16 protein-coding genes and 3 tRNA genes are annotated in these 19,828 nt (G+C 62.6%); 11 read left to right on the top strand and 8 right to left on the bottom strand.

The genetic code is table 11. From position 1 onward, the window contains the following. Positions 1–254 precede the first annotated feature (254 nt). Entirely contained in the window at positions 255–3,248 is a 2,994-nt protein-coding gene (locus J2X76_RS00095; RefSeq protein WP_310211775.1) for a ribonuclease E/G, read from the bottom strand. A gap of 684 nt (positions 3,249–3,932) precedes the next feature. Here J2X76_RS00095 and J2X76_RS00090 point away from each other — a divergent pair. From J2X76_RS00090 to prfB, 3 genes are all read left to right on the top strand, one after another. Then, positions 3,933–5,120 (top strand): N-acetylmuramoyl-L-alanine amidase, encoded by a 1,188-nt coding sequence (locus tag J2X76_RS00090; protein WP_405029991.1) that lies wholly within the window; start codon positions 3,933–3,935, stop codon positions 5,118–5,120. Between the two features lie 257 nt (positions 5,121–5,377). Then, positions 5,378–7,849: a penicillin-binding protein 1A gene (locus J2X76_RS00085; protein WP_113130406.1), complete on the top strand. Its 2,472-nt coding sequence runs from the start codon at positions 5,378–5,380 to the stop codon at positions 7,847–7,849. Between the two features lie 109 nt (positions 7,850–7,958). Next, positions 7,959–9,087, top strand: a protein-coding gene (gene prfB / locus J2X76_RS00080) for a peptide chain release factor 2 (protein ID WP_310211772.1) whose coding sequence is annotated in 2 segments (ribosomal slippage) — positions 7,959–8,027 and positions 8,029–9,087 — 1,128 coding nt in all. Because the reading frame shifts where the segments join, the coding sequence is not laid out codon by codon here. A 77-nt stretch (positions 9,088–9,164) separates the two neighbouring features. Here prfB and J2X76_RS00075 read toward each other — a convergent pair. Beyond that, complete coding sequence (locus J2X76_RS00075; protein WP_310211767.1) at positions 9,165–10,367, bottom strand: multidrug effflux MFS transporter; 1,203 nt, start codon at positions 10,365–10,367, stop codon at positions 9,165–9,167. Between the two features lie 170 nt (positions 10,368–10,537). On the opposite strand from J2X76_RS00075, the gene J2X76_RS00070 reads away from it, so the two are divergent. Continuing rightward, a complete protein-coding gene (locus J2X76_RS00070) occupies positions 10,538–11,194 on the top strand; it encodes a TetR/AcrR family transcriptional regulator (protein WP_113130409.1) in 657 nt (218 codons plus the stop codon). A 47-nt stretch (positions 11,195–11,241) separates the two neighbouring features. Here the strand turns inward: J2X76_RS00070 and J2X76_RS00065 are convergent, their stop codons facing one another. Next, positions 11,242–12,015, bottom strand: coding sequence for an NAD kinase (locus tag J2X76_RS00065; protein ID WP_310211763.1), 774 nt, complete (start codon positions 12,013–12,015; stop codon positions 11,242–11,244). A gap of 252 nt (positions 12,016–12,267) precedes the next feature. Between J2X76_RS00065 and J2X76_RS00060 the strand changes: the two genes are divergently transcribed. The 3 genes from J2X76_RS00060 (at position 12,268) to J2X76_RS00050 (ending at position 13,630) form a co-directional block, all read left to right on the top strand. Beyond that, positions 12,268–12,343: transfer RNA gene (locus J2X76_RS00060), tRNA-Thr, on the top strand. Between the two features lie 255 nt (positions 12,344–12,598). Continuing rightward, a complete protein-coding gene (locus J2X76_RS00055; protein ID WP_310211760.1) occupies positions 12,599–13,057 on the top strand; it encodes a hypothetical protein in 459 nt (152 codons plus the stop codon). Positions 13,058–13,273: 216 nt separating this feature from the next. Continuing rightward, complete coding sequence (locus J2X76_RS00050; protein ID WP_310211758.1) at positions 13,274–13,630, top strand: hypothetical protein; 357 nt, start codon at positions 13,274–13,276, stop codon at positions 13,628–13,630. Between the two features lie 54 nt (positions 13,631–13,684). Here J2X76_RS00050 and J2X76_RS00045 read toward each other — a convergent pair whose 3' ends face one another. The 5 genes from J2X76_RS00045 to rlmB all read right to left on the bottom strand — a co-directional run bounded on the left by J2X76_RS00045 (position 13,685) and on the right by rlmB (position 18,338). Then, the gene (locus J2X76_RS00045; protein WP_405029956.1) at positions 13,685–14,590 is read right to left on the bottom strand and encodes a transglycosylase SLT domain-containing protein; all 906 of its coding nucleotides are present in this window, start codon (positions 14,588–14,590) and stop codon (positions 13,685–13,687) included. A gap of 90 nt (positions 14,591–14,680) precedes the next feature. Continuing rightward, positions 14,681–15,052: a hypothetical protein gene (locus tag J2X76_RS00040; RefSeq protein WP_113130414.1), complete on the bottom strand. Its 372-nt coding sequence runs from the start codon at positions 15,050–15,052 to the stop codon at positions 14,681–14,683. 69 nt (positions 15,053–15,121) lie between these two features. Next, positions 15,122–16,426, bottom strand: coding sequence for a UDP-glucose/GDP-mannose dehydrogenase family protein (locus J2X76_RS00035; RefSeq protein WP_113130415.1), 1,305 nt, complete (start codon positions 16,424–16,426; stop codon positions 15,122–15,124). 159 nt (positions 16,427–16,585) lie between these two features. Then, entirely contained in the window at positions 16,586–17,374 is a 789-nt protein-coding gene (gene cysQ, locus J2X76_RS00030) for a 3'(2'),5'-bisphosphate nucleotidase CysQ (protein WP_310211752.1), read from the bottom strand. An 85-nt stretch (positions 17,375–17,459) separates the two neighbouring features. Beyond that, positions 17,460–18,338, bottom strand: a complete 879-nt coding sequence (gene rlmB, locus J2X76_RS00025; protein WP_113130416.1) for a 23S rRNA (guanosine(2251)-2'-O)-methyltransferase RlmB — start codon at positions 18,336–18,338, stop codon at positions 17,460–17,462. A 203-nt stretch (positions 18,339–18,541) separates the two neighbouring features. On the opposite strand from rlmB, the gene J2X76_RS00020 reads away from it, so the two are divergent. The 4 genes from J2X76_RS00020 to J2X76_RS00005 form a co-directional block, all read left to right on the top strand. Further along, a tRNA-Tyr gene (locus tag J2X76_RS00020) sits at positions 18,542–18,626 on the top strand. A 25-nt stretch (positions 18,627–18,651) separates the two neighbouring features. Further along, positions 18,652–18,725 (top strand) — tRNA-Gly (locus tag J2X76_RS00015). Between the two features lie 237 nt (positions 18,726–18,962). Further along, a complete protein-coding gene (locus J2X76_RS00010) occupies positions 18,963–19,457 on the top strand; it encodes a histidine kinase (RefSeq protein WP_113130417.1) in 495 nt (164 codons plus the stop codon). A 277-nt stretch (positions 19,458–19,734) separates the two neighbouring features. Beyond that, on the top strand, positions 19,735–19,828 hold a 94-nt coding region (locus J2X76_RS00005; protein WP_018010120.1), incomplete at its 3' end, for a GTP-binding protein.

The raw sequence follows: 19,828 nt of genomic DNA, 5'->3' as shown, positions 1-19,828 counted from the left end.
TTGCGCCCAAAGTAAGCCAGTCGGGCTTTCCAAAAAACCTCAAAATCACCTCCAGCCGGCTTCCACCGGTTCACAACTGCGTATGACGCCCTTGCGGAAGCCGGCCGGGCGGCGGAATGGAGTCGGAATTCAACAGGTTGGACGTGTTTGCGGAATCGCTTCGGCAGGCGCTTGATCCGGTTTCTGAAGGTTCGGCGGGACAAAACAAAAACGGCCGCGTTTTGCGCGGCCGTTTTTCATCGATGTCGGTTGGCTCAGAAGAAGCCGCGGCGCTGCCACCAGCCCGCCTTCTTCGGCTTGGAAGGATCGCCTTCAGCCTCGGGCGCGGCCGCCGGATCGGAACTCTTAACCACCGCCTCGGCGGAGGAGGAGATGTTCGAGGCGCGGTTGGCTCGAGCCGGCTTTGCTTCGCCGGCATCGGCGGGCTCTACGGCCTCGCTGGCGGGAGCTTCCGCAGCCGGAGCAACCTCGGCAGCCTGCGGCTCTTCGCCAAGTGCGGCCTCGACCTGTTCCACAACGGTTTCCACGGGTGCCGGAGCAGCGACCGCCGCCGGGACCTCGTCCGCAGCCGCTGCATCGGCCGCGGTCGCAGCCTTGCCGCGGCGCGAGCGGCGGGGCTTGGCGTCTGCCTTGCCGACAGGGGCAGCCTCCGCTTCGGTGGGGGCCGCCACAGCTTCGGCCGTGACTTCCTCAGGTGTTTCGGACGCGGCTGCCTCGGCAGGGACTACCGCTGCGTCGCCATCGACCTCGTCGGACGCATCGCCATCGGCTGCTTCGTCGTCATCCGAAGCGCTCAGCTCCTGTCCGTCCTCGCCGTTGCGGTTGCGACGGCCACCGCGCTTGCCGCGGCGGCGGCGCTTGCGGCGGTTGTTTTCGTCCGAGTCGGCATCGGCCGCAACCGTTGCTTCGGATGCTTCGCCGGCTTCGGAAACATCGTCCTCGCCTTCGTCGCCGTCCTCGTCGCCATCGGCCATGTCGTCGTTGCCGCCCTGGGCCGCCTGGGCGTCGCCGCCCCGCTCGCCGCCGCGGTTGCGCCGACGCCGGCGCCGCTTGCGCTTGCGGCCGTTCTGGTCGTCGCCCTCCTGGCGGGCCCGGTCGGCATTGGCAGCGGCCGGCTGCGACGAAGCAGCGGCCTCTTCCTCTTCTTCCTCGTCGGCCTCGATGACGATGTCGTCATCGTCTTCTTCGACGGGGATCGCCGCGAACTGCATCAGGCTTTCGATCTTGACCGGGTTTTCGACCGGCTCGCCGCGATCGATCGCGAAGTGGCTGGAGCCGATGCTGACATCCGATTCGATGAAGATCGAGACGCCGAAGCGGTTCTCGTAATCGACGATGCTGGAGCGCTTGTGGTTCAGGAGGTAGAGCGCGATCTCCGGCGTGGTGCGCACGGTGATGTCGTGCGTGGTGTTCTTGAGCAGGTATTCCTCGACGCCGCGCAGCACATGCAGCGCCACCGACGACTGCGAGCGCACATGCCCGGTGCCGCCGCAATGGGTGCAGATCTGCGTCGTGGATTCGAGAACCGAAGCACGGATGCGCTGGCGCGACATTTCGAGCAGGCCGAAATGCGAGATGCGGCCGACCTGGATGCGGGCGCGGTCGTTTTTCAGGCAATCCTTCAGCTTCTTCTCGACGGCGCGGTTGTTGCGCTTTTCTTCCATGTCGATGAAGTCGATGACGATCAGGCCGGCAAGGTCGCGCAGGCGCAGCTGGCGGGCGACTTCTTCCGCCGCTTCCAGGTTGGTCTGGAGCGCCGTTTCCTCGATCGAATGTTCGCGGGTCGAACGGCCGGAGTTGACGTCGATGGCAACCAGCGCTTCCGTCTGGTTCATGATCAGGTAGCCGCCGGACTTCAGCGTCACCTGCGGCTGCAGCATGCGGTCGAGCTGCGCCTCGATGCCCGAGCGGGCGAAGATCGGATGCAGGTCGCGATAGGGCTGGACCACCTTGGCATGGCTCGGCATCAGCATCTTCATGAAGTCTTTCGCTTCACGATAGCCTTCTTCGCCGGACACGATGATCTCGGAAATATCCTTGTTGTAGAGGTCGCGGATCGAACGCTTGATCAGCGAGCCTTCCTCGTAGACGAGGGTGGGAGCGGTCGAGCTCAACGTCAGCGTGCGGACGTTTTCCCACAGGCGCATCAGGTATTCGAAATCGCGCTTGACCTCGACGCGGGTGCGGTTGGCACCGGCGGTGCGCAGGATCACGCCCATGCCCTGCGGCACGTCGAGCTCCCGGGCGATTTCCTTGAGGCGCTTGCGGTCCTGCGGCTGGGTGATCTTGCGGGAAATGCCGCCGCCGCGCGCCGTGTTCGGCATCAGCACCGAGTAACGGCCGGCAAGCGAAAGATAGGTGGTGAGAGCAGCGCCCTTGTTGCCGCGCTCTTCCTTGGCGACCTGCACGAGCAGGATCTGGCGGCGCTTGATGACTTCCTGGATGCGGTACTGCTTGCGCGGCTTGCGCACGACGCGGTCCGGAACTTCTTCCATGGCGTCTTCGGCGCCGACCGACTCGATCACTTCCTTCTCGCCGTGATCGTCATCGTCGTCGTCATCGAAATCGTCGTTGCGGCCGCCGCGGCGGGCATCGACATCTTCCGAGATCGAATCGGTCTCGACCATCGCGGCCATTTCGCCGGGCGTCGAACCGTCGTCGTCATTATTGTCTGAGGAGGGGGCGCTTTCGCCCTCGGCGGCTGCGGCTTCCGCAGCGGGTGCTTCGTCAGCGGCGGCTTCGGCCGGCTTTTTGCGGGCGCGGCTGCGCTTCGGCTTGGCTTTCGGCTTTTCGGCTTCTTCTTCGACGGCAACCGCTTCGACCGGAGTGGCCTCCGCGGCCTCGGCGCCGGCTTCGCTTACGGGCTCGGCGGCAGGGGCGGCGATGCCGATATCCGGCTGATCCTGGTTGGCGAGATCGACCACCGGATCGGCGGCCTCGGCCTCGGCGATCTTGCGCTGGTCTTCCGCTTCCTGCTGCATCAGCGCCTGACGGTCGGCGAGCGGAATCTGGTAATAGTCGGGGTGGATTTCGGCGAAGGCGAGGAAGCCGTGACGGTTCCCGCCGTAGTCGACGAAGGCGGCCTGCAGTGAGGGTTCGACCCTCGTCACCTTCGCCAGATAGATATTGCCGCGTATCTGTTTCTTATGCTGCGATTCGAAATCGAACTCCTCGATCCGGTTACCGCGAACGACGACTACGCGCGTCTCCTCTTCGTGAGACGCGTCGATAAGCATTTTGTCTGCCATTGAAATTCTGCTCCTCGGCGCCGCCGGGGGAGTGCAGAAAAGGCTGCCACAAGGACAGGCCCGTCATGCAATGCGGTCGTTGCGCCGGATAAAGATGTTCCCGCCGGGCGCATTTGTGACGGCAACCGGAAAGATGACGGGGAGCGTTGCTCCCGCTGTCTCTCCAGGTTCTGAAAATTGTGCCGCGACATCAAAAACCAAACGAGAATGACGATACCATAGGCCCTCGAGGGCCCGATGAATGTGCTCCGTGTGAGCGGTGGGTGGCATGCCACCCGGTACTGTTCCGGCCACCGCCGGATGGATCGAGTATCAGGATAAAGTGTAACGACGGCGGATGACTGTCGGTCTCCGGCGCCAGGTCCTGAAGAGGCTGGCCAGCCTATCGGCAGACTATCCCGTCAACACTTTAACCCTCATGCGCGTTGTATGGTTTATCTGTCACAATAGCAAGGGAAAAGCCAAGTTTGCCATATTCTCGATGGAATTAGACCCCTTATGGATGGCAGGGAACGGGCGGATGATTCGCATCTTTTGACGTGCAAATGCCTTCTAAAATGGGCACTTTGATGCGAGTGGCGCGATTGCGGTGGGGCTTTGAATGCGAGTGGCGTTTTGAGGGTGGATGTGAAGGCAAGCGCGGCGACGGCCTGCGGCGGAAGCCGGCAGCGGTTTTTTGCACGAATCGGTTGCGTGGCTCTTCTTCTGATCAGCGCCATCGCAACCCTTTCTCCCACTGCCGTTGGCGCCACGCCGCAGCCGCTTCTCGCCTTCAGCGCCCGGGTCGCCGGCGACGAGGCGCGCACCCGCATCGTCATCGATTTCGAGAAGAAGCCGGAATTCTCCGTTCACTATGTTGCCGCCCCCGAACGGGTGATCGTCGACCTGCCGGCGACCGCTTTCGGCTTCCCGGCCGAGGACCTCTCCGCGCGGGGCCTCTTCAAGGATATCCGTTACGGCACGATGGGCGAGGCGAGCGCCCGCATCGTGCTGACCGCCAAGAAGCCGGTGAAACTGTCGATCGCCGAGGTTCAGTCGAACGACAACGGCAGCTACCGCCTGGTGCTCGATGCGGAAATGGCCTCCAAGGAGGTTTTCGCCGATCTTGTGAAGACCCAGAACTGGGCGATGCCGCGCGCCGCCGCTCCCGACCCGCTGGCGATGGCGGTGAAGGACAATGTCTTCACTGTCGCCGTCGATGCCGGGCATGGCGGGATCGATGCCGGCGCGACGGGTGCCGGCACCAAGACGCCCGAAAAGACCATCACGCTCGCCTTCGCCAAGACGCTTGCCGAACGATTGAACAAGGTCGACGGTATCAAGGCTTTCCTCACACGCGACGACGACACGTTCCTGTCGCTCTCCGAGCGGGTGACGCTCGCGCGCCAGGGCCACGCCGATCTGTTCGTATCGGCGCATGCCGACACGCTCGGCCAGAAGGATATCCGCGGCGCGACCGTTTATACGCTGTCGGACAAGGCCTCCGACCGGATGGCGGAAAACCTCGCGACCCGCGAAAACCTCTCCGACGAGCTTGCCGGCTATACGCTCCAGAGCGGTCCGCCCGAAGTCGCCGATATCCTGCTCGACCTGACTCGGCGCGAGACCCAGGCGTTTTCGATCGCGCTTGCGACCAATGTCGTCGAATCCTTCGAAGGGCAGATCGGGCTCATCAACAATCCCCACCGCTACGCGGGTTTCCAGGTTCTGCGCGCGCCGGACATTCCGTCCGTGCTTCTCGAACTCGGCTTCCTGTCCAATGCCGAGGACGAAAAGCTGCTTCTGGATGAGTCGTGGCGCTCGAAGGTGATCGATCGTATGGTCGATGCGATCAGGCGCTATCGTGATCGCGCGGTGGCGAACGGCGGCTGATTCTCCCCGCCGCGCGTGGCGCGGGTGCCACAGGCGCCGGCGAATATGCTGCAGGGGATGCCGGTTACCGGAAATTGCAGAGTAAGAGCCCTATTTTACTCACATTCGGGCGGTTATTCGAAGATTACCGGGCGCAATGGACGAGGGGGCAATTGATCCGCTTTCGCCTTGCGCTGGTGCAATCACCGTGCAAAACGCCTGTAACCATGCGATGGTGTGTTCCACGCGCCGAATGAAAGCTGAACGGTAGCCCCGATATGGTAAGATTGATTGGTTATCTCTTTGGATTGGCCTGCGTCCTGTTTCTGGTCGTGGCCGCCGGTGTCGGTATCTACCTCACCGGGATGACCAAGGACCTGCCGAACTACGAGGTGCTTGCCTCCTACGAGCCGCCGGTCGCCACCCGCGTTCATGCCGGCAACGGCGCGCTGATGGCTGAATATGCCCGCGAACGGCGCCTCTTCCTGCCGATCCAGGCGGTTCCGGATCGCGTCAAGGCTGCTTTCCTTTCGGCCGAAGACAAGAATTTCTACAGCCATCCCGGCATCGACATCACGGGCCTTGGACGCGCCGTCCTCTCCAACCTTCAGAATCTCGGCTCCGGCCGCCGGCCGGAAGGTGCCTCGACCATTACCCAGCAGGTGGCGAAGAACTTCCTTCTCTCCGCCGACCAGACGATCGACCGCAAGGTCAAGGAAGCGATCCTCTCCTTCCGCATCGAGCAAACCTATTCGAAGGACAAGATCCTCGAACTCTATCTGAACGAGATCTTCTTCGGCCTGAACTCCTACGGCATCGCCGGCGCCGCGCTCACCTATTTCGACAAGTCGGTGACCGAACTGACGACCGCCGAGGCCGCCTATCTTGCCGCCCTTCCCAAGGGCCCGGCCAACTACCATCCCTTCCGCCGCGAAAAGGCGGCGCTCGAGCGCCGCAACTGGGTCATCGATCGCATGGCCGAGAACGGATACATCACCCAGCCCGATGCCGACGACGCCAAGAAGCAGCCGCTCGGCGTCAAGCAACGCCGCACCGGCGCGCATGTGTTCGCCTCGGATTATTTCTCGGAAGAAGTGCGGCGCCAGCTTATCGAGCGCTATGGCGACAAGGCGCTCTACGAGGGCGGTCTCTCTGTGCGGACCTCGCTCGATCCTGACCTTCAGGTTTTCGCGCGCAGCGCCCTGCAGAACGGTCTGGTAGAATATGACGAGCGTCGCGGTTTTCATGGGCCGATCGCCCAGATCGCCATGAGCGGCGCCCTTGGAAGTTCGGATTGGGGTCCGGAACTCGCCAAGCAGAAGTCGCTTTCTGACGTGCCGGAATGGAAGCTGGCGGTCGTGACGGAAGTCTCGGCGAAATCCGCCACGATCGGCCTGCAGCCCTCGACGGATGCGGCCGGCAAGGTCGATGCGGCCCGCGAGATGGGCACGATCAATGCCGACGACATGAAATGGGCCTATCGGGACTCCGCCAATAGCCGCAAGCCGGCGAAATCTCCGGACGGCGTGCTGAAGCCGGGCGACGTCGTCTACGTGCAGCCGATCAATCCGCAGGCCAAGACCTACAGGCTGCGCCAGCCGCCGAAGGTCCAGGGCGGTTTCGTCGCCATGGACCCGAATACGGGCCGCGTTCTGGCGATGGCGGGCGGTTTCTCCTATTCGCAATCCGAATTCAACCGCGCCACCCAGGCGATGCGCCAGCCGGGTTCGTCGTTCAAGCCCTTCGTTTATTCGGCAGCGCTCGACAACGGCTATACGCCGGCTTCGGTCATCCTGGACGCCCCGATCGAGATCGTCTCCGGCGGTCAGGTCTGGCGGCCGGAAAACTACGGCGGCGAGGCGGGCGGCCCGTCGACGTTGCGCACCGGCATCGAAAAGTCCCGCAACCAGATGACCGTGCGCCTGGCGCAGGACATGGGCATGGAACTGGTCGCCGAATATGCAGAGCGTTTCGGCATCTACGACAAGATGCTGCCGGTGCTCGCTATGTCGCTCGGCTCCGGCGAGACGACCGTCATGCGCATGGTCTCGGCCTATGCGGTCATCGCCAATGGCGGCAAGCAGATCAAGCCGACCGTCATCGACCGCATCCAGGACCGCTACGGCAAGACGATCTTCCGCCACGAGGAGCGCGCCTGCGACGGCTGCAACTCCAATGACTGGGCTCACCAGGAGGAGCCCAGCATCGTCGACAACCGCGAGCAGGTTCTCGATCCGATGACGGCCTACCAGATCACCTCGATGATGCAGGGCGTTGTCCTGCGCGGCACGGCTGCTGGCAAGATCCCGGTCAAGGACCGCGATGTCGCCGGCAAGACCGGCACCACCAATGACGAAAAGGATGCCTGGTTCGTCGGTTTCACGCCGAACTTGGTTGCCGGTCTCTATATCGGCTTCGATACGCCGACGCCGCTTGGCCGTGCCGGCACCGGCGGTGGTCTCGCAGCCCCAATCTTCGGCGAGTTCCTCGCGCAGGCAGCCAAGTTGACGCCGGCCGAAAAGTTCCACGTGCCGGACGGCATGCAGCTCGTCGCGGTCAACCGCAAGACCGGCATGGCGGCCATGGAAGGCCAGCCGGACACGATCGTCGAAGCCTTCAAGCCCGGCACCGGCCCGGCCGACGTCTTCCAGGTCATCGGCGACGGCGAATACATGACCCAGGACCAGATCTTCACCAACTCGCCGCAGGCGCAGCAGGCGGTCACCTCCGGCATGCCGGGACTGTTCTGATCCTGCGGGAAGCAAATGCTTGCGGGCGGCCCGGTCTTTACATCCGGGCTCGCTGCAACTATGTCCACGGCACCTAAAACCCCAACACAAAGAGCGAAGAACAAGCGCCATGCGTGCGGAAATCATCAACGTAGTCGACGAAATCAAGCAGGCCATAAGCCTGCTGAGGAGGCATCTTTGACTGGGATCAGGCGGTAAGACGACTGGACTGGTTGAACAACAAGTCAGAGGACCCGAACCTCTGGAACGATGCTACCGAAGCGCAGAAACTGATGCGCGAGCGCCAGCAGCTCGATGACGGCATCAATGGCGTCAAGGCCATGGAGCAACAGCTCAACGACAATATCGAGCTGATCGAACTTGGCGAGGAAGAGGGCGACGAGGCGATCGTCAAGGAAGCCGAGGATGCGCTGAAGGCGCTGAAGGCGGAATCCGGCCGGCGCCAGGTCGAGGCCATGCTCTCGGGCGAAGCCGACAGCAACGACACCTATGTCGAAGTCCATTCCGGTGCCGGCGGCACGGAAAGCCAGGACTGGGCGAACATGCTCCTGCGTATGTACACCCGCTGGGCCGAACGCCAGCGTTTCAAGGTCGAGCTCCTGGAAGTGCATGACGGCGAAGAAGCGGGCATCAAGTCGGCGACCATCCTCGTCAAGGGCCACAATGCCTATGGCTGGATGAAGACCGAATCGGGCGTCCACCGCCTGGTCCGCATCTCGCCCTATGACAGCAACGCGCGCCGCCACACGTCCTTCTCGTCCATCTGGGTCTACCCGGTGGTCGACGATTCGATCCAGATCGACATCAACGAAAGCGACTGCCGCATCGATACCTATCGCTCGTCCGGTGCCGGCGGCCAGCACGTCAACACGACCGACTCGGCGGTGCGCATCACGCACATGCCGTCCGGCATCGTCGTGCAGTGCCAGCAGGAACGTTCGCAGCACAAGAACCGCGCCAAGGCCTGGGACATGCTGCGCGCCCGCCTTTACGAAGCCGAGCTGAAGAAGCGCGAAGAGGCGGCCAATGCGGAAGCCGCCTCCAAGACGGATATCGGCTGGGGCCACCAGATCCGCTCCTACGTGCTGCAGCCCTACCAGCTGGTCAAGGACCTGCGCACCGGCGTTTCGAGCACGGCCCCCGACGACGTGCTCGACGGCGAGCTGAACGAGTTCATGGAAGCGGCCCTTGCGCACCGCATCAGCGGTGCTGCAGACGTGGCGGCCGATATCGACTAAGGCTTGTTTCACTGCACAACAAAAAAGCGGCCGGACTTCGAAAAGTCCGGCCGCTCTTGTTTTAGGGGGCAGAGGATTTATTCCGCGGCCGCCACGGCACCTTGACGGCTGCGCAGCACTGCGAGCGACAGCATGAAGACGACGACCGAGCACACTGCGATGACTGTGACCATCGGCAACGACGTGCCGTCGGCGAACATGCCGCCGAGGCCGACCACGACCGCCGAGGTCACGAACTGGATCGTGCCCATCATCGCCGATGCCGTGCCGGCGATCCGGCCGTGGTGTTCGAGCGCCAGCACCGCAGCCGTCGGGATGATCATGCCGAGGAAGCCGTAGCCGCCGAACAGGAAGGCGGCCATCACATCGAGACGGTCAATGCCGAGCGAGGTAACGAATGCCAGCATGACCATCATCGTCGAATAGCCGAACACGGCGCTGCGGATCACTTTGCGCAGCCCGATCTTGCGGGAAAGCCAGCCGTTCAGCTGCGACATGCCGATGAAGGCCACCGCATTGCACGAAAAGACGATGCTGTAGAAGGTCGGCGACAGGCCGTAATGCTCGATCAGCACGAAGGACGAATTGGCCACATAGATCATGTAGCTCGACATGCCGAACGAGGCGATCAGCACCAGCCCGAGATAATAGGGATCCCGAAGCAGCGTGCCGTAGGACTTGAGTGCACCCGCGAGGCTGCTTTCGCTGCGTGCGGCGGGCAGGCGGGTTTCTTCGAGGAAGAAGACCGCGACGATGGCGCCGACCGCGCCGGCACCGACCATGACCCAGAAGATCAGCCGCCAGTCGCCGAACACGGTGACGATACTGCCGGCAAGCGGGGCAAGAATCGGCGAGACGCTGAACACCAGCATCAGCCGCGACATCAGCTGGGCCGCCGCCGGACCGGTATGCAGGTCGCGGACGATGGCGCGGGAGATGACGACGCCGGCGCAGGCGCCCATGCCCTGCAGGAACCGGAAGGCGATCAGCCACTCGATCGACGGCGACAGCGCACAGCCGATCGCACCGATGGCGTAAAGGGAGAGGCCGACATAAAGAGGCCGCTTGCGGCCGAACATGTCGGAGAGCGGGCCGTAGACGATCTGCGACACCGCCATGGCGGCGAAGAAGGAGATCAGGCTCGCCTGTACCTCGTGGCTGTTGGCATTGAGGTTTGCGCTGATGGTCGGCAGCGCCGGAAGGTACATGTCGAGAGCGAAAAGCCCGATAGCCGAAAGCAGCCCGAGCGAAAGGGCATGCGAAGGAGCTCTGCTTTGCATTTGGAAAAAACCTTTCCCGTCACCACATCTGCCGTGGTAACGGCAGGGCAAGGACGATTATGGGAGATGAATATGAAAGCCGGCCGCGTGCGGGAGGATGGGCCTAATCAATCATGTAAAAGATTTTGGACACAATTGTCCAATTCGTCAACCCCCGCTATAGTGATGTCATGAAAAATTCGTCTGCCGAACTTTCACGCGATTTAGATACTTGGCCGCCGGCACAGAACAAGCGCCAGGCGATCCTCAACGCGGCAGCCGATGTTTTTGCCCAGGAAGGTTTTGGTGGCGCCAGCATCGATGCGATCGCGGCAAGGGCAGGGGTGTCGCGCCAGACGATCTACAATCAGCTCGGCGACAAGGATAACCTCTTCAAGGTCGTGGTGGCTGAAATCACCGACCGCTCCAGCGCCGGTTTTTTTCGCGTCCTCGATACTTTCCCCGTGGCGCCGCAGGATATCGAGACGGAGCTGACGCAATTTTCGGCCCAGCTCCTGCGCAAGGCGATCTGCGACCCGAACGGCCGCTGGCTGCGCAAGGTGGTCGAGACCGAAGGCGCCCGTTTCCCCGAGCTTTTCGAAACCTGGAAGGAATACGGGCCGGGCAAGAAATATCCGGCCATCGCCGCACGGCTCGCGCAGCTTGCCCATGGCGGTTATCTCGAGATCGACGATCCGGCGCTTGCCGCCCGCCAGTACATGGCGCTTCTGGCGACCGACCTTCGCTACGACCAGCAGATCGGCCGCCAGACGCCGGAATCGGAGATCGACCAGATGGCGGCGAACGCCACCCGCACATTCTTGCGCGCCTTCACCCCGAAGCGCTGAGCTTTACGCGAGGGCAAGAGGCTTTATTTGGGTGCGCTGACGCTGAGTCAGTTGTTGAACTGCTCGGCGAGAATTCGGTCGGACCAGGAATGGTTGGGATCGGACAGGATGCGCGCGGTGATCTCGGTCGATTGCGCCACCCGCACCTTCAGCACCGACTTCACCTCGGTATTGTCGGCAACGGCGTTGACCGGCCGTTTTTCCGGCTCGAGGATGTGGATGTCGACACAGACATGGTTCGGCAAAAGCGCGCCGCGCCAGCGCCGCGGCCTGAACGCCGAGACCGGCGTCATGGCCAGCAGCGGCGCTTCCAGCGGCAGGATCGGTCCATGCGCCGACAGATTGTAGGCGGTGGAGCCTGCGGGCGTGGCGATCATCAGGCCGTCGCAGATCAGCTCCTCCAGCCGTACATGGCCGTCGATCTCGACGCGCAGCTTGGCTGCCTGGTAGGATTGCCGGAAGAGATAGACCTCGTTGATGGCGAGCGCCGTCGATGTCGAGCCGTCCTCGTTTTCGGTGGTCATCTTCAGCGGGTGGAATTCGTTTTCGACCGAAGAGGCAACCCGCTCGTGAAGCTGCTCGGCGCGAAAATCGTTCATCAGGAAGCCGACCGAGCCGCAGTTCATGCCATAGACGCTTTTGCCCGTATGGATCGTGTCATGCAACGTCTGCAGCATGAAGCCGTCGCCGCCGAGCGCCACGATCACGTCGGCCTCCGCGGTCGGCACGTTGCCGTAGAGCCCCACGAGTTCCTCCAGTGCGGACTGTGCTTCCGGCGCGGTCGAGGCGATGATGGAGAGCTTGTTCGTCTGGGACGCCATGAACGGGCCTTTGAAGGTGCCGCCACCCGACGGGGCGCGCAAGGGACGCTGTAACCAGTCGAGCTAACACGATCCTGTGACAGGAACATGCCGGCGGGACGGCACTCAGTACAGGAAAAACAGGCTTTTGGACAAGCACCTTGCAGCGGCGCGAGCGAGTGAAACCCTGAAATCCCTACACCCGCTCCGCACCGTCACCGCGATTTTCTCTTTACAGGAAGGCAGAATCTGGTAACTCCCCCACTCTGAAGTGCCCTTGTAGCTCAGTTGGTAGAGCACCTGATTTGTAATCAGGGGGTCGCGGGTTCGAACCCTGCCGGGGGCACCACTAAAACCCTTCATCTGAGCAGACGGTTGTTCGCCAGCCGGGCTGAAGCGGCGGAAATGGCCCGCCCATGATTTTCAGAATGCATCGGCGCAGTTCCGCCCTCATATGATCGTGCGTTCGATTGACAGAGCCCGATCAAATTCCCACCATACCGGCATGTCGTGCTCGCAGTGCAAGCTCATCAGATATTCGAGCAGTTCATCCCCGTTTGCAAACAAGGCGGGACCGTTCGTTTATGTGCTGTTTTCGGAATGCGTGGCACGCAAGGCCTATGCTCTCGATCCCAGGGCATATGTCTTCAAGCTCGGCTTCTCCGCCGGTGGCCAGGATCGCTTCCGTTCGCTGATCGAGGGGTGGCGCTACAAAGGCGGACAGACGATGCCGCTCGGCAATTGCAGGAACTGGGTCTCTGTGGGCACCTGGAGAATGCAGACGGCGGAGGCATTCGAGCGCAAATTCATCAAGTTCGCCGTCGAGCGCCACAGAATTCTCCAGCCTCATGTCTATCTCGGCGCCGAGATGCCGGTCCAGCAGCCCCGTTCCAACGGCGAGACCGAAATCTACTGGTTCAATGATCAGGATTTTGAGGATCTGCCGCTTTACCAGGATCGCGTATGCACCGAGGAGCGCGGGAATTTCGCCGCGCTGCAAAGCATGTTTGATGCCATCAAGCAGCAAGGCGACAGGTTAAGGTCGAAACTGGCCGCCTCCTGATCGACACGGTGTCGTATTGCCGGAGCCTCGTCATCGGACGAGCGTTCCGGAACGCCGTCCGATGACGACGGGCGCGGTGGGCTCGCCCGAGGGGGGAGTAGGCTGGTGGTACGGCTTTTGCCGTTTCGCGCTCGGTGACGCCGGAAACCTTATGGGACCGGCCGGGTTAGATCCTTCGCAGGGCATGTCTGGAAAAAGCCCAAGAGAGGAAATCCAATGTTTGCAAAGATTCTCACCATCGGCGCATTGTCGCTCGGTCTCGCCACCGCCGCGGTGGCCCAATCGGGCTCAGGCTCCGGATCCAGCGGCGCTTCGGGCTCCGGTTCCGCGGGAACCAGCGGATCCGTGTCGGGCTCGGGGGCGAGCGGCTCCGGTTCTGCGACGCTCGATGGCAATACGGCTACCCCGCTTAGCGGGGCAGGGCGTGGTGCGCTTGATTCCAATACGACGGGCAGCACCTCCAGCAATTCCGGTGGTTCGAACTGCGCCCCGAACAATCTGCCTCAGGGCGGCGGCGGTGCCGCGACCAATTCTGGCGGGACTCCCCAGGCCGGGCAGGCGCAAAATTGCTGATCCAAACTCCGGTGTGGCAGCGGGAGGTGTGCTTCCCGCTCCACCAGCGTGGTTTCAGTTTCTAAGAACGGTGCACGGCACCCCCTGAGCCCTGATCTCGGCGCACAGATCGGTTGCCTCCGCTCGGGTGGCACGGCCGATCCGCGCAGCATAGCGCGGGCGATAGCCGAAATTGCCCCGTTTCTGCCGTACCACAAGCGCCCGTTCCGCGTTGAGGGGAGCCGGCAGCCTGCCGATCGTGGTGGCAAACAGCCGGCCGGCGATATTCGGATTATAGTGGGCCGAAAGCTGCACGCCCCACGGCGCCCAGTCAGCCGAGGCAATCAGTACGCTCTCGTTGAGCCGCCTCGTGTTGGCGAGCCTCAAGCAGCCGTCGATGAAGGGTTTGCCCGGATCGAGCGCCTGAGCCGCCGCCTCCGGCGGATTGTCCTTCCATGTCTCGGCGGAATGGCCGGTGATCGCAAACACGTAGTCGCGCGTTTCGATCGGCAGGCGCCCGGCCTTCAGGAACGTTTCCAAGCCTGCTTCCCCCGCATTGTAGGCTGCGGCCGCAAGCCCGAGATTGCCGAATCGGCCGCGCAGGTCGCTGAGATAGCGAGCGGACGCGGCAAGTGCTTCGGCGACGTCGAAGCTGTTTGCCAGCCCCCGGATTTTCGCTGTTTGCGGCATGAACTGGGCTATGCCCTCGGCGCCTTTCGGGCTCACCGCATTGGCCCGGAACAGGCTTTCGCGCCAGATCAGCCGAGCGAAAAATTCCGGCGGCAGCCCGTTCGTCACGGCAAGCCGCTCCATCGCCTCGCAGAGATCCTGATTGAAGGTTTCGGTGCGGATGCAGAGCCGGCCCGCTCCGTCCGATGCCGCATGCTCGTATCGGCATTCGGAAGAGGCGGGGCCTTCGGCAGCCGCGATGCGCCCGCCATGGGGCGGGACTGCCAATGACAAGGCCAGGCCTGTTTGCATGAGACGGCGAAACATCATCGGCATGCAATATGCCCAATCAGGCTGCGGCTTGAAAGCCTTCGGCACCGGGAACGTTCCGAACCGGCTCGTCTATCGCGTGGATTGCTCCAGAAGCGATTGGCAGGACCGGTCCAGCGCGGCGAAATCCGCCCCGGCCATCGACTGGGTCTTTTCCAGCATCAGCTGCGTCTGTCTCTCGAACAGGGCATTGGTCTGGTCCTGGGGATAACCGATATCCCGCAGGATCACCAGCGCGGCATGCATATGCGCCTCGTCGCGGGATACGATGCCAGCGGTGATGTCGTTCTTGCCGAACTCCTTGGCCATGATCCCGCGCATCGAATAGAAGGCGGAACAGGATATGTGCTGTTCGGCGGAACGGATCGGCTCGGTCTGGGCGAAAGCCGGCGCCGCCGTCAGCAGCGCCGCCAAGACCCAAGTGATTTTCGCTTCCGTGGTCATTCGGACACCTCTCGTGCGAAGCCCAAGGTTCCGGGCAACGCCTTCGATCCGACGCCTTCGGGACTTTCCTTAGCGAACTTTGCCGACGCCGGTATAGGCAAAGCCATGCGCTTCCACTTCCCGCGCGCGGTAGACATTGCGCAGGTCGACGAGAATCGGGCTTTTCATCACGGATTTCAGCCGCTCCAGGTCGAGCGCCCGGAATTCGTTCCATTCCGTGACGAGAACGGCGACATCGGCCCCCTCGGCGGCCTCGTAGGGGCCGCCGGCAAATTCGATGTCCATCATCTGCCTGGCGTTTTCCATGCCTTCCGGGTCGTAGCCGGAAATGATCGCGCCGGCATCCTGCAGCGTCTGGACGACGGCGATCGCCGGGCTGTCGCGCATGTCGTCGGTGTTCGGCTTGAAGGTCAGCCCGAAGACGGCGACCTTCTTGCCGCGCACGTCGCCGCCGGCGGCCGCGATCACCTTGCGGCCCATGGCCCGCTTGCGGGTGTCGTTGATGGCGATGGTGGTTTCGATCAGGCGCACCGGGCTGTCATAATCCTGGGCGGTCTTGGCGAGCGCCAGCGTGTCCTTCGGGAAGCAGGAACCGCCATAACCGGGGCCGGCATGCAGGAATTTCGAGCCGATGCGGCCGTCGAGGCCGATGCCGCGCGAAACGTCCTGAACGTCGGCGTCGACGCGCTCGCAAAGGTCGGCCATCTCGTTGATGAAGGTGATCTTCATCGCCAGGAAGGCATTGGCCGCATATTTGATCAGCTCGGACGTGCGGCGGCTGGTGAAGAGGAGCGGCGACTGGTTGAGATAGAGCGGACGGTAGACTTCCGTCATCACCCCGCGGGCGCGCTCGTCGGAAAGGCCGACGACGATCCGGTCCGGGCGCTTGAAATCCTCGATCGCTGCCCCTTCGCGCAAAAATTCCGGGTTCGAGACGACGGCGAAATCCGCATCCGGATTGGTTTCGCGGATGATCCGCTCCACCTCGTCGCCGGTGCCGACCGGCACGGTCGACTTGGTGACGATGACGGTGAAGCCGGTCAGGGCTTCGGCGATTTCGCGGGCTGCGGCATAGACGTAACCGAGGTCGGCATGGCCGTCGCCGCGGCGCGACGGGGTGCCGACCGCGATGAACACGACATCCGCATCGGCCACTGCCGGGCCGAGCTCCGTGGTGAAGGAAAGGCGGCGGGATTTGACGTTCGATTCGACCAGCGCATCCAGGCCGGGCTCGAAGATCGGGATGACGCCTTGTTTCAGGGCCTCGATCTTTTCGGCGGCCTTGTCGACGCAGATCACGTCATGTCCGAAATCCGCAAAGCAGGCGCCCGACACGAGGCCGACATAACCCGATCCCACCATCACAATACGCATCAATAATCCTCATCCTTGCTCGGCAATCTCACGCGCAGCGGTTTCCTAAGCGCATCGGCAAGGGAATGCAACGCGCCGGATTGGCTCCTTGCGACCGGTGCCCTTGCAATCGGTTCTCTGGCCAATGTCACCGAATGATGACAATAGGACGACGGTGCTTTAACTGTTCGCCGGCCGCGACCCCCAGGCGATGAAATCGGGATTGGCGAAATCCAGGAGATCCGGGCGGCCGGTCTTGCCGTAGGCAAGCGGCGCGCCGTCGAGCGTCACCGTGTTGCCGCCCGCGGCCCGCAACACGGCATCGCCCGCCGCCGTATCCCATTCCATGGTCCGGCCGAAGCGGGGATAGAGGTCGGCGGCGCCTTCTGCCAGCAGGCAGAATTTCAGCGAAGAGCCGATCGAACGGATATCGGCTGCCCCCGCTTTTTCGAGGAAGGCTTCGGTCTCGGCGGAATTGTGCGATCGGCTGGCGACGCATATCGGGCGGGGCTCGACGGGCCTTGCGACGATCGGCGTCCGGCTCGCCACCGCGAAATCGTCACCGATGACGAGCTTTTCCGCCCGGCCGCCGCCGCCGAGATAGGCGACCTTGAGAGCAGGCGCATAGACCGCGCCGAGGACCGGCACGCCGTTTTCGATCAAAGCGATATTGACCGTGAAATCCTCGCGCTTGTTGATGAATTCCTTGGTGCCGTCGAGCGGATCGACCAGGATGAAGGAGCGCCCCTCGATCGACGGGATGCGTCCCATCGCCACCGATTCTTCCGCGACGACCGGAATGTCGGGAAAGGTTTGGGCGAGCTCGGCGAGGATGATCTCCTCGGCCCGCTCGTCCGCCTCCGTGACCGGGGACCGGTCGGCCTTGTAGCTGGTGCTGGGGCCGGCCCTGTATATGTCCAGGATGGCCTGGCCCGCGAGAAGGGCTGCTTTTTCGAATGTGGCGAGCATGAATTCCATGGCGGCTGATCACGTCGGTTGCGTAGACTTCCCATGACACGTTCGCCCCGCGTTTGGGAGCCTTGAACGGGGCAGGTCAGCCGACCTTGGCGAGATGCTGCCGTGTCGCGTAAAGCGCGATCGCGGCGGCGTTCGAGACGTTGAGCGATTTGATGGCGCCCGGCATGTCGAGGCGGGCAAGCGCGTTGACCGTCTCGCGGGTCTTCTGCCGCAGCCCTTTTCCCTCGGAGCCGAGCACCAGTGCGACCCGGTTGCCGGCAAACGTGCCTTCGAGCGGGGCGGGGCCTTCCGAATCGAGCCCGATCGTCTGGAAGCCGAGCCGGTGCAGTTCCTCGATCGCGTCGGCGAGATTGGTGATCTGTATATAAGGTATCAGCTCCAGCGCCCCCGAAGCCGATTTGGCGAGCACGCCGGATTCCGTCGGGCTGTGTCTCTGGGTGGTGACGATGGCGCCGGCACCGAAGGCGACGGCCGAGCGCATGATCGCGCCGACATTGTGCGGATCGGTCACCTGGTCGAGAACCAGAAGCAGAGGGCTTGCCTTCAAGGCTTCCAGCCGGCGCACGGGCAGGGGCCGCGTTTCCAGCATCACGCCCTGGTGGATGGCTTCCGGGCCGAGCACCTTGTCGATATCCTGCGGCGAGACGAATTCGACCGGAAAGGACAACGTTTCCGGCTCGCCGATATCGAGGCGGGCAAAGGCGTTCTGCGTCACCGACAGCTTGATGAGCTTGCGTTCGGGATTGTCGAGCGCCGCGCGCACCGTATGCAGGCCGTAGAGAAAGACCTGTTCCGGCTGAAGCTGCGGCGGTTTCCAGTCCTTGTTGGATTTCGGCCGCCTCTGCGGCGGCGTCGGAATTTCCCCGCGTTCGCGCCGGGCGTCGCGCACGGCCCGCCGAAGCGTCGCGTAATGGGTGTCGCGGGTGGATTTGTCTTGTTTGTCGTCCTTGCTCATCAGGCCTTATAGCCATCCTCGCTCTCGCGGCAAAGCCCTCGGCGGGGAGGCGGGTCGAAACAGCGACTGATTTATTTTCGTCATTTTTGCTTCTTCATCGTGTTGACAGACGGGAACGAGGCGGTCATATACGCGGCGCAGATCGAGGGGCGGCAAGCTTCGAAGGTCTGACGAACTTGGTCTCACGATCCGGACGAAAAACTGGAGAGATGCCCGAGTGGTTAAAGGGGACGGACTGTAAATCCGTTGGCTCAGCCTACGTTGGTTCAAATCCAACTCTCTCCACCATTCGTCTCTGATCGGACACCACACCGCGGGTATAGCTCAATGGTAGAGCAGCAGCCTTCCAAGCTGAATACGCGGGTTCGATTCCCGCTACCCGCTCCATACTCAAGATCATATCGGAAATCGGCGTGTTGCTCGCTTGAGCGCGCGACTTTCATGGCCTTTGTCCGGCCTCTTATCCCCGTCACCGCAGCGCCGTACTTTTTTTGGGTGGAACCCTGATTTCCGCCGATCGCCTCGGATTGTCCAGATGATGCTCGCAACTTTTTAAAGCATTCTCGATAGAAGCTTTTTCGCCGGCACAGAGGCCGCCCCACCACCAGCTATGGAACTTTGTCCATGAAGAAAATACTTGCCGCCGCAGCCCTTGCGACGACGCTCCTGTCGTCTCCGTCGTTTGCCGCAACCCTGCTTTTCCCGAGCGCCGACCCCGTCGCGCAGATCACCATTCCGGATGCCTGGAACCCGGAGGAAACCGACAGCGGCATCCAGGCGAACTCCGATGACGACTCGATCTATCTGTCGATCGACGTCGCGACCGCGGAAACCACCGACAAGGTCATCGATGACGTGTTCTCCTTCCTGAGCGAGAATGGCGTGACGGTCGATCCGGCCACCCAGAAACAGTCGGAAGACACGTTCAACGGCATGAAGATGACCAATTTCGACTGGAGCGGCAAGGACAAGGACAGCGCCGTCTCGATCGGCGTCTCGCTCGTCGCGCCGAAGCCGGACAAGCTCCTCGTCATCACCTATTGGGGCACCAAGGGCGAACAGGAAAAGCATGGGGCCGAACTGCTGGCGCTGATCAACTCGCTGAAGCCGGCGAAGTAAGGGCCCATCTGGCGCTCGCGAATTGAAGGGGCCGGCCGTCTCCCGTATTGAGGGGTGACGGCCGGCCCTTTGTTTTTACAGCTGTCATGGAACGGAGGCGCCCGCCAAAGGCATGCGGCGGATCGCGCCGTCTGCCGACGATTTCCGCGGGATTTCGCCTGCTCCCCTTGTCCGGGCGCGCGTCGTAATTATGTCTTGCGCATTCTAGTGGAAAGCCTTAAACGGCGACACCAAACCCGGTCGCCGGGTCCACCCTTATGTTCACAGGAAGCATTCAATGGCAAAGAGCAAGTTTGAGCGCAACAAGCCGCACGTCAACATTGGCACGATCGGTCACGTTGACCATGGCAAGACGTCGCTGACGGCCGCGA

Origin of the sequence: Neorhizobium sp. 2083, from assembly GCF_031455615.1 — a bacterium.
Lineage (GTDB): Bacteria > Pseudomonadota > Alphaproteobacteria > Rhizobiales > Rhizobiaceae > Neorhizobium.
The sequence above is the reverse complement of the archived record's forward strand: the minus strand, read 5'-3'. Positions and strand labels throughout refer to the sequence as shown.

Excerpts from the sequence above, each read along its gene's own strand:
- J2X76_RS00095 (WP_310211775.1), bottom strand. The coding sequence starts at position 3,248 with ATGGCAGACAAAATGCTTATCGACGCGTCTCACGAAGAGGAGACGCGC.
- J2X76_RS00085 (WP_113130406.1), top strand. The coding sequence starts at position 5,378 with ATGGTAAGATTGATTGGTTATCTCTTTGGATTGGCCTGCGTCCTGTTT.
- J2X76_RS00075 (WP_310211767.1), bottom strand. The coding sequence starts at position 10,367 with ATGCAAAGCAGAGCTCCTTCGCATGCCCTTTCGCTCGGGCTGCTTTCG.
- J2X76_RS00070 (WP_113130409.1), top strand. The coding sequence starts at position 10,538 with ATGAAAAATTCGTCTGCCGAACTTTCACGCGATTTAGATACTTGGCCG.
- J2X76_RS00065 (WP_310211763.1), bottom strand. The coding sequence starts at position 12,015 with ATGGCGTCCCAGACGAACAAGCTCTCCATCATCGCCTCGACCGCGCCG.
- J2X76_RS00050 (WP_310211758.1), top strand. The coding sequence starts at position 13,274 with ATGTTTGCAAAGATTCTCACCATCGGCGCATTGTCGCTCGGTCTCGCC.
- J2X76_RS00045 (WP_405029956.1), bottom strand. The coding sequence starts at position 14,590 with ATGCAAACAGGCCTGGCCTTGTCATTGGCAGTCCCGCCCCATGGCGGG.
- J2X76_RS00040 (WP_113130414.1), bottom strand. The coding sequence starts at position 15,052 with ATGACCACGGAAGCGAAAATCACTTGGGTCTTGGCGGCGCTGCTGACG.
- J2X76_RS00035 (WP_113130415.1), bottom strand. The coding sequence starts at position 16,426 with ATGCGTATTGTGATGGTGGGATCGGGTTATGTCGGCCTCGTGTCGGGC.
- cysQ (WP_310211752.1), bottom strand. The coding sequence starts at position 17,374 with ATGCTCGCCACATTCGAAAAAGCAGCCCTTCTCGCGGGCCAGGCCATC.
- rlmB (WP_113130416.1), bottom strand. The coding sequence starts at position 18,338 with ATGAGCAAGGACGACAAACAAGACAAATCCACCCGCGACACCCATTAC.
- J2X76_RS00010 (WP_113130417.1), top strand. The coding sequence starts at position 18,963 with ATGAAGAAAATACTTGCCGCCGCAGCCCTTGCGACGACGCTCCTGTCG.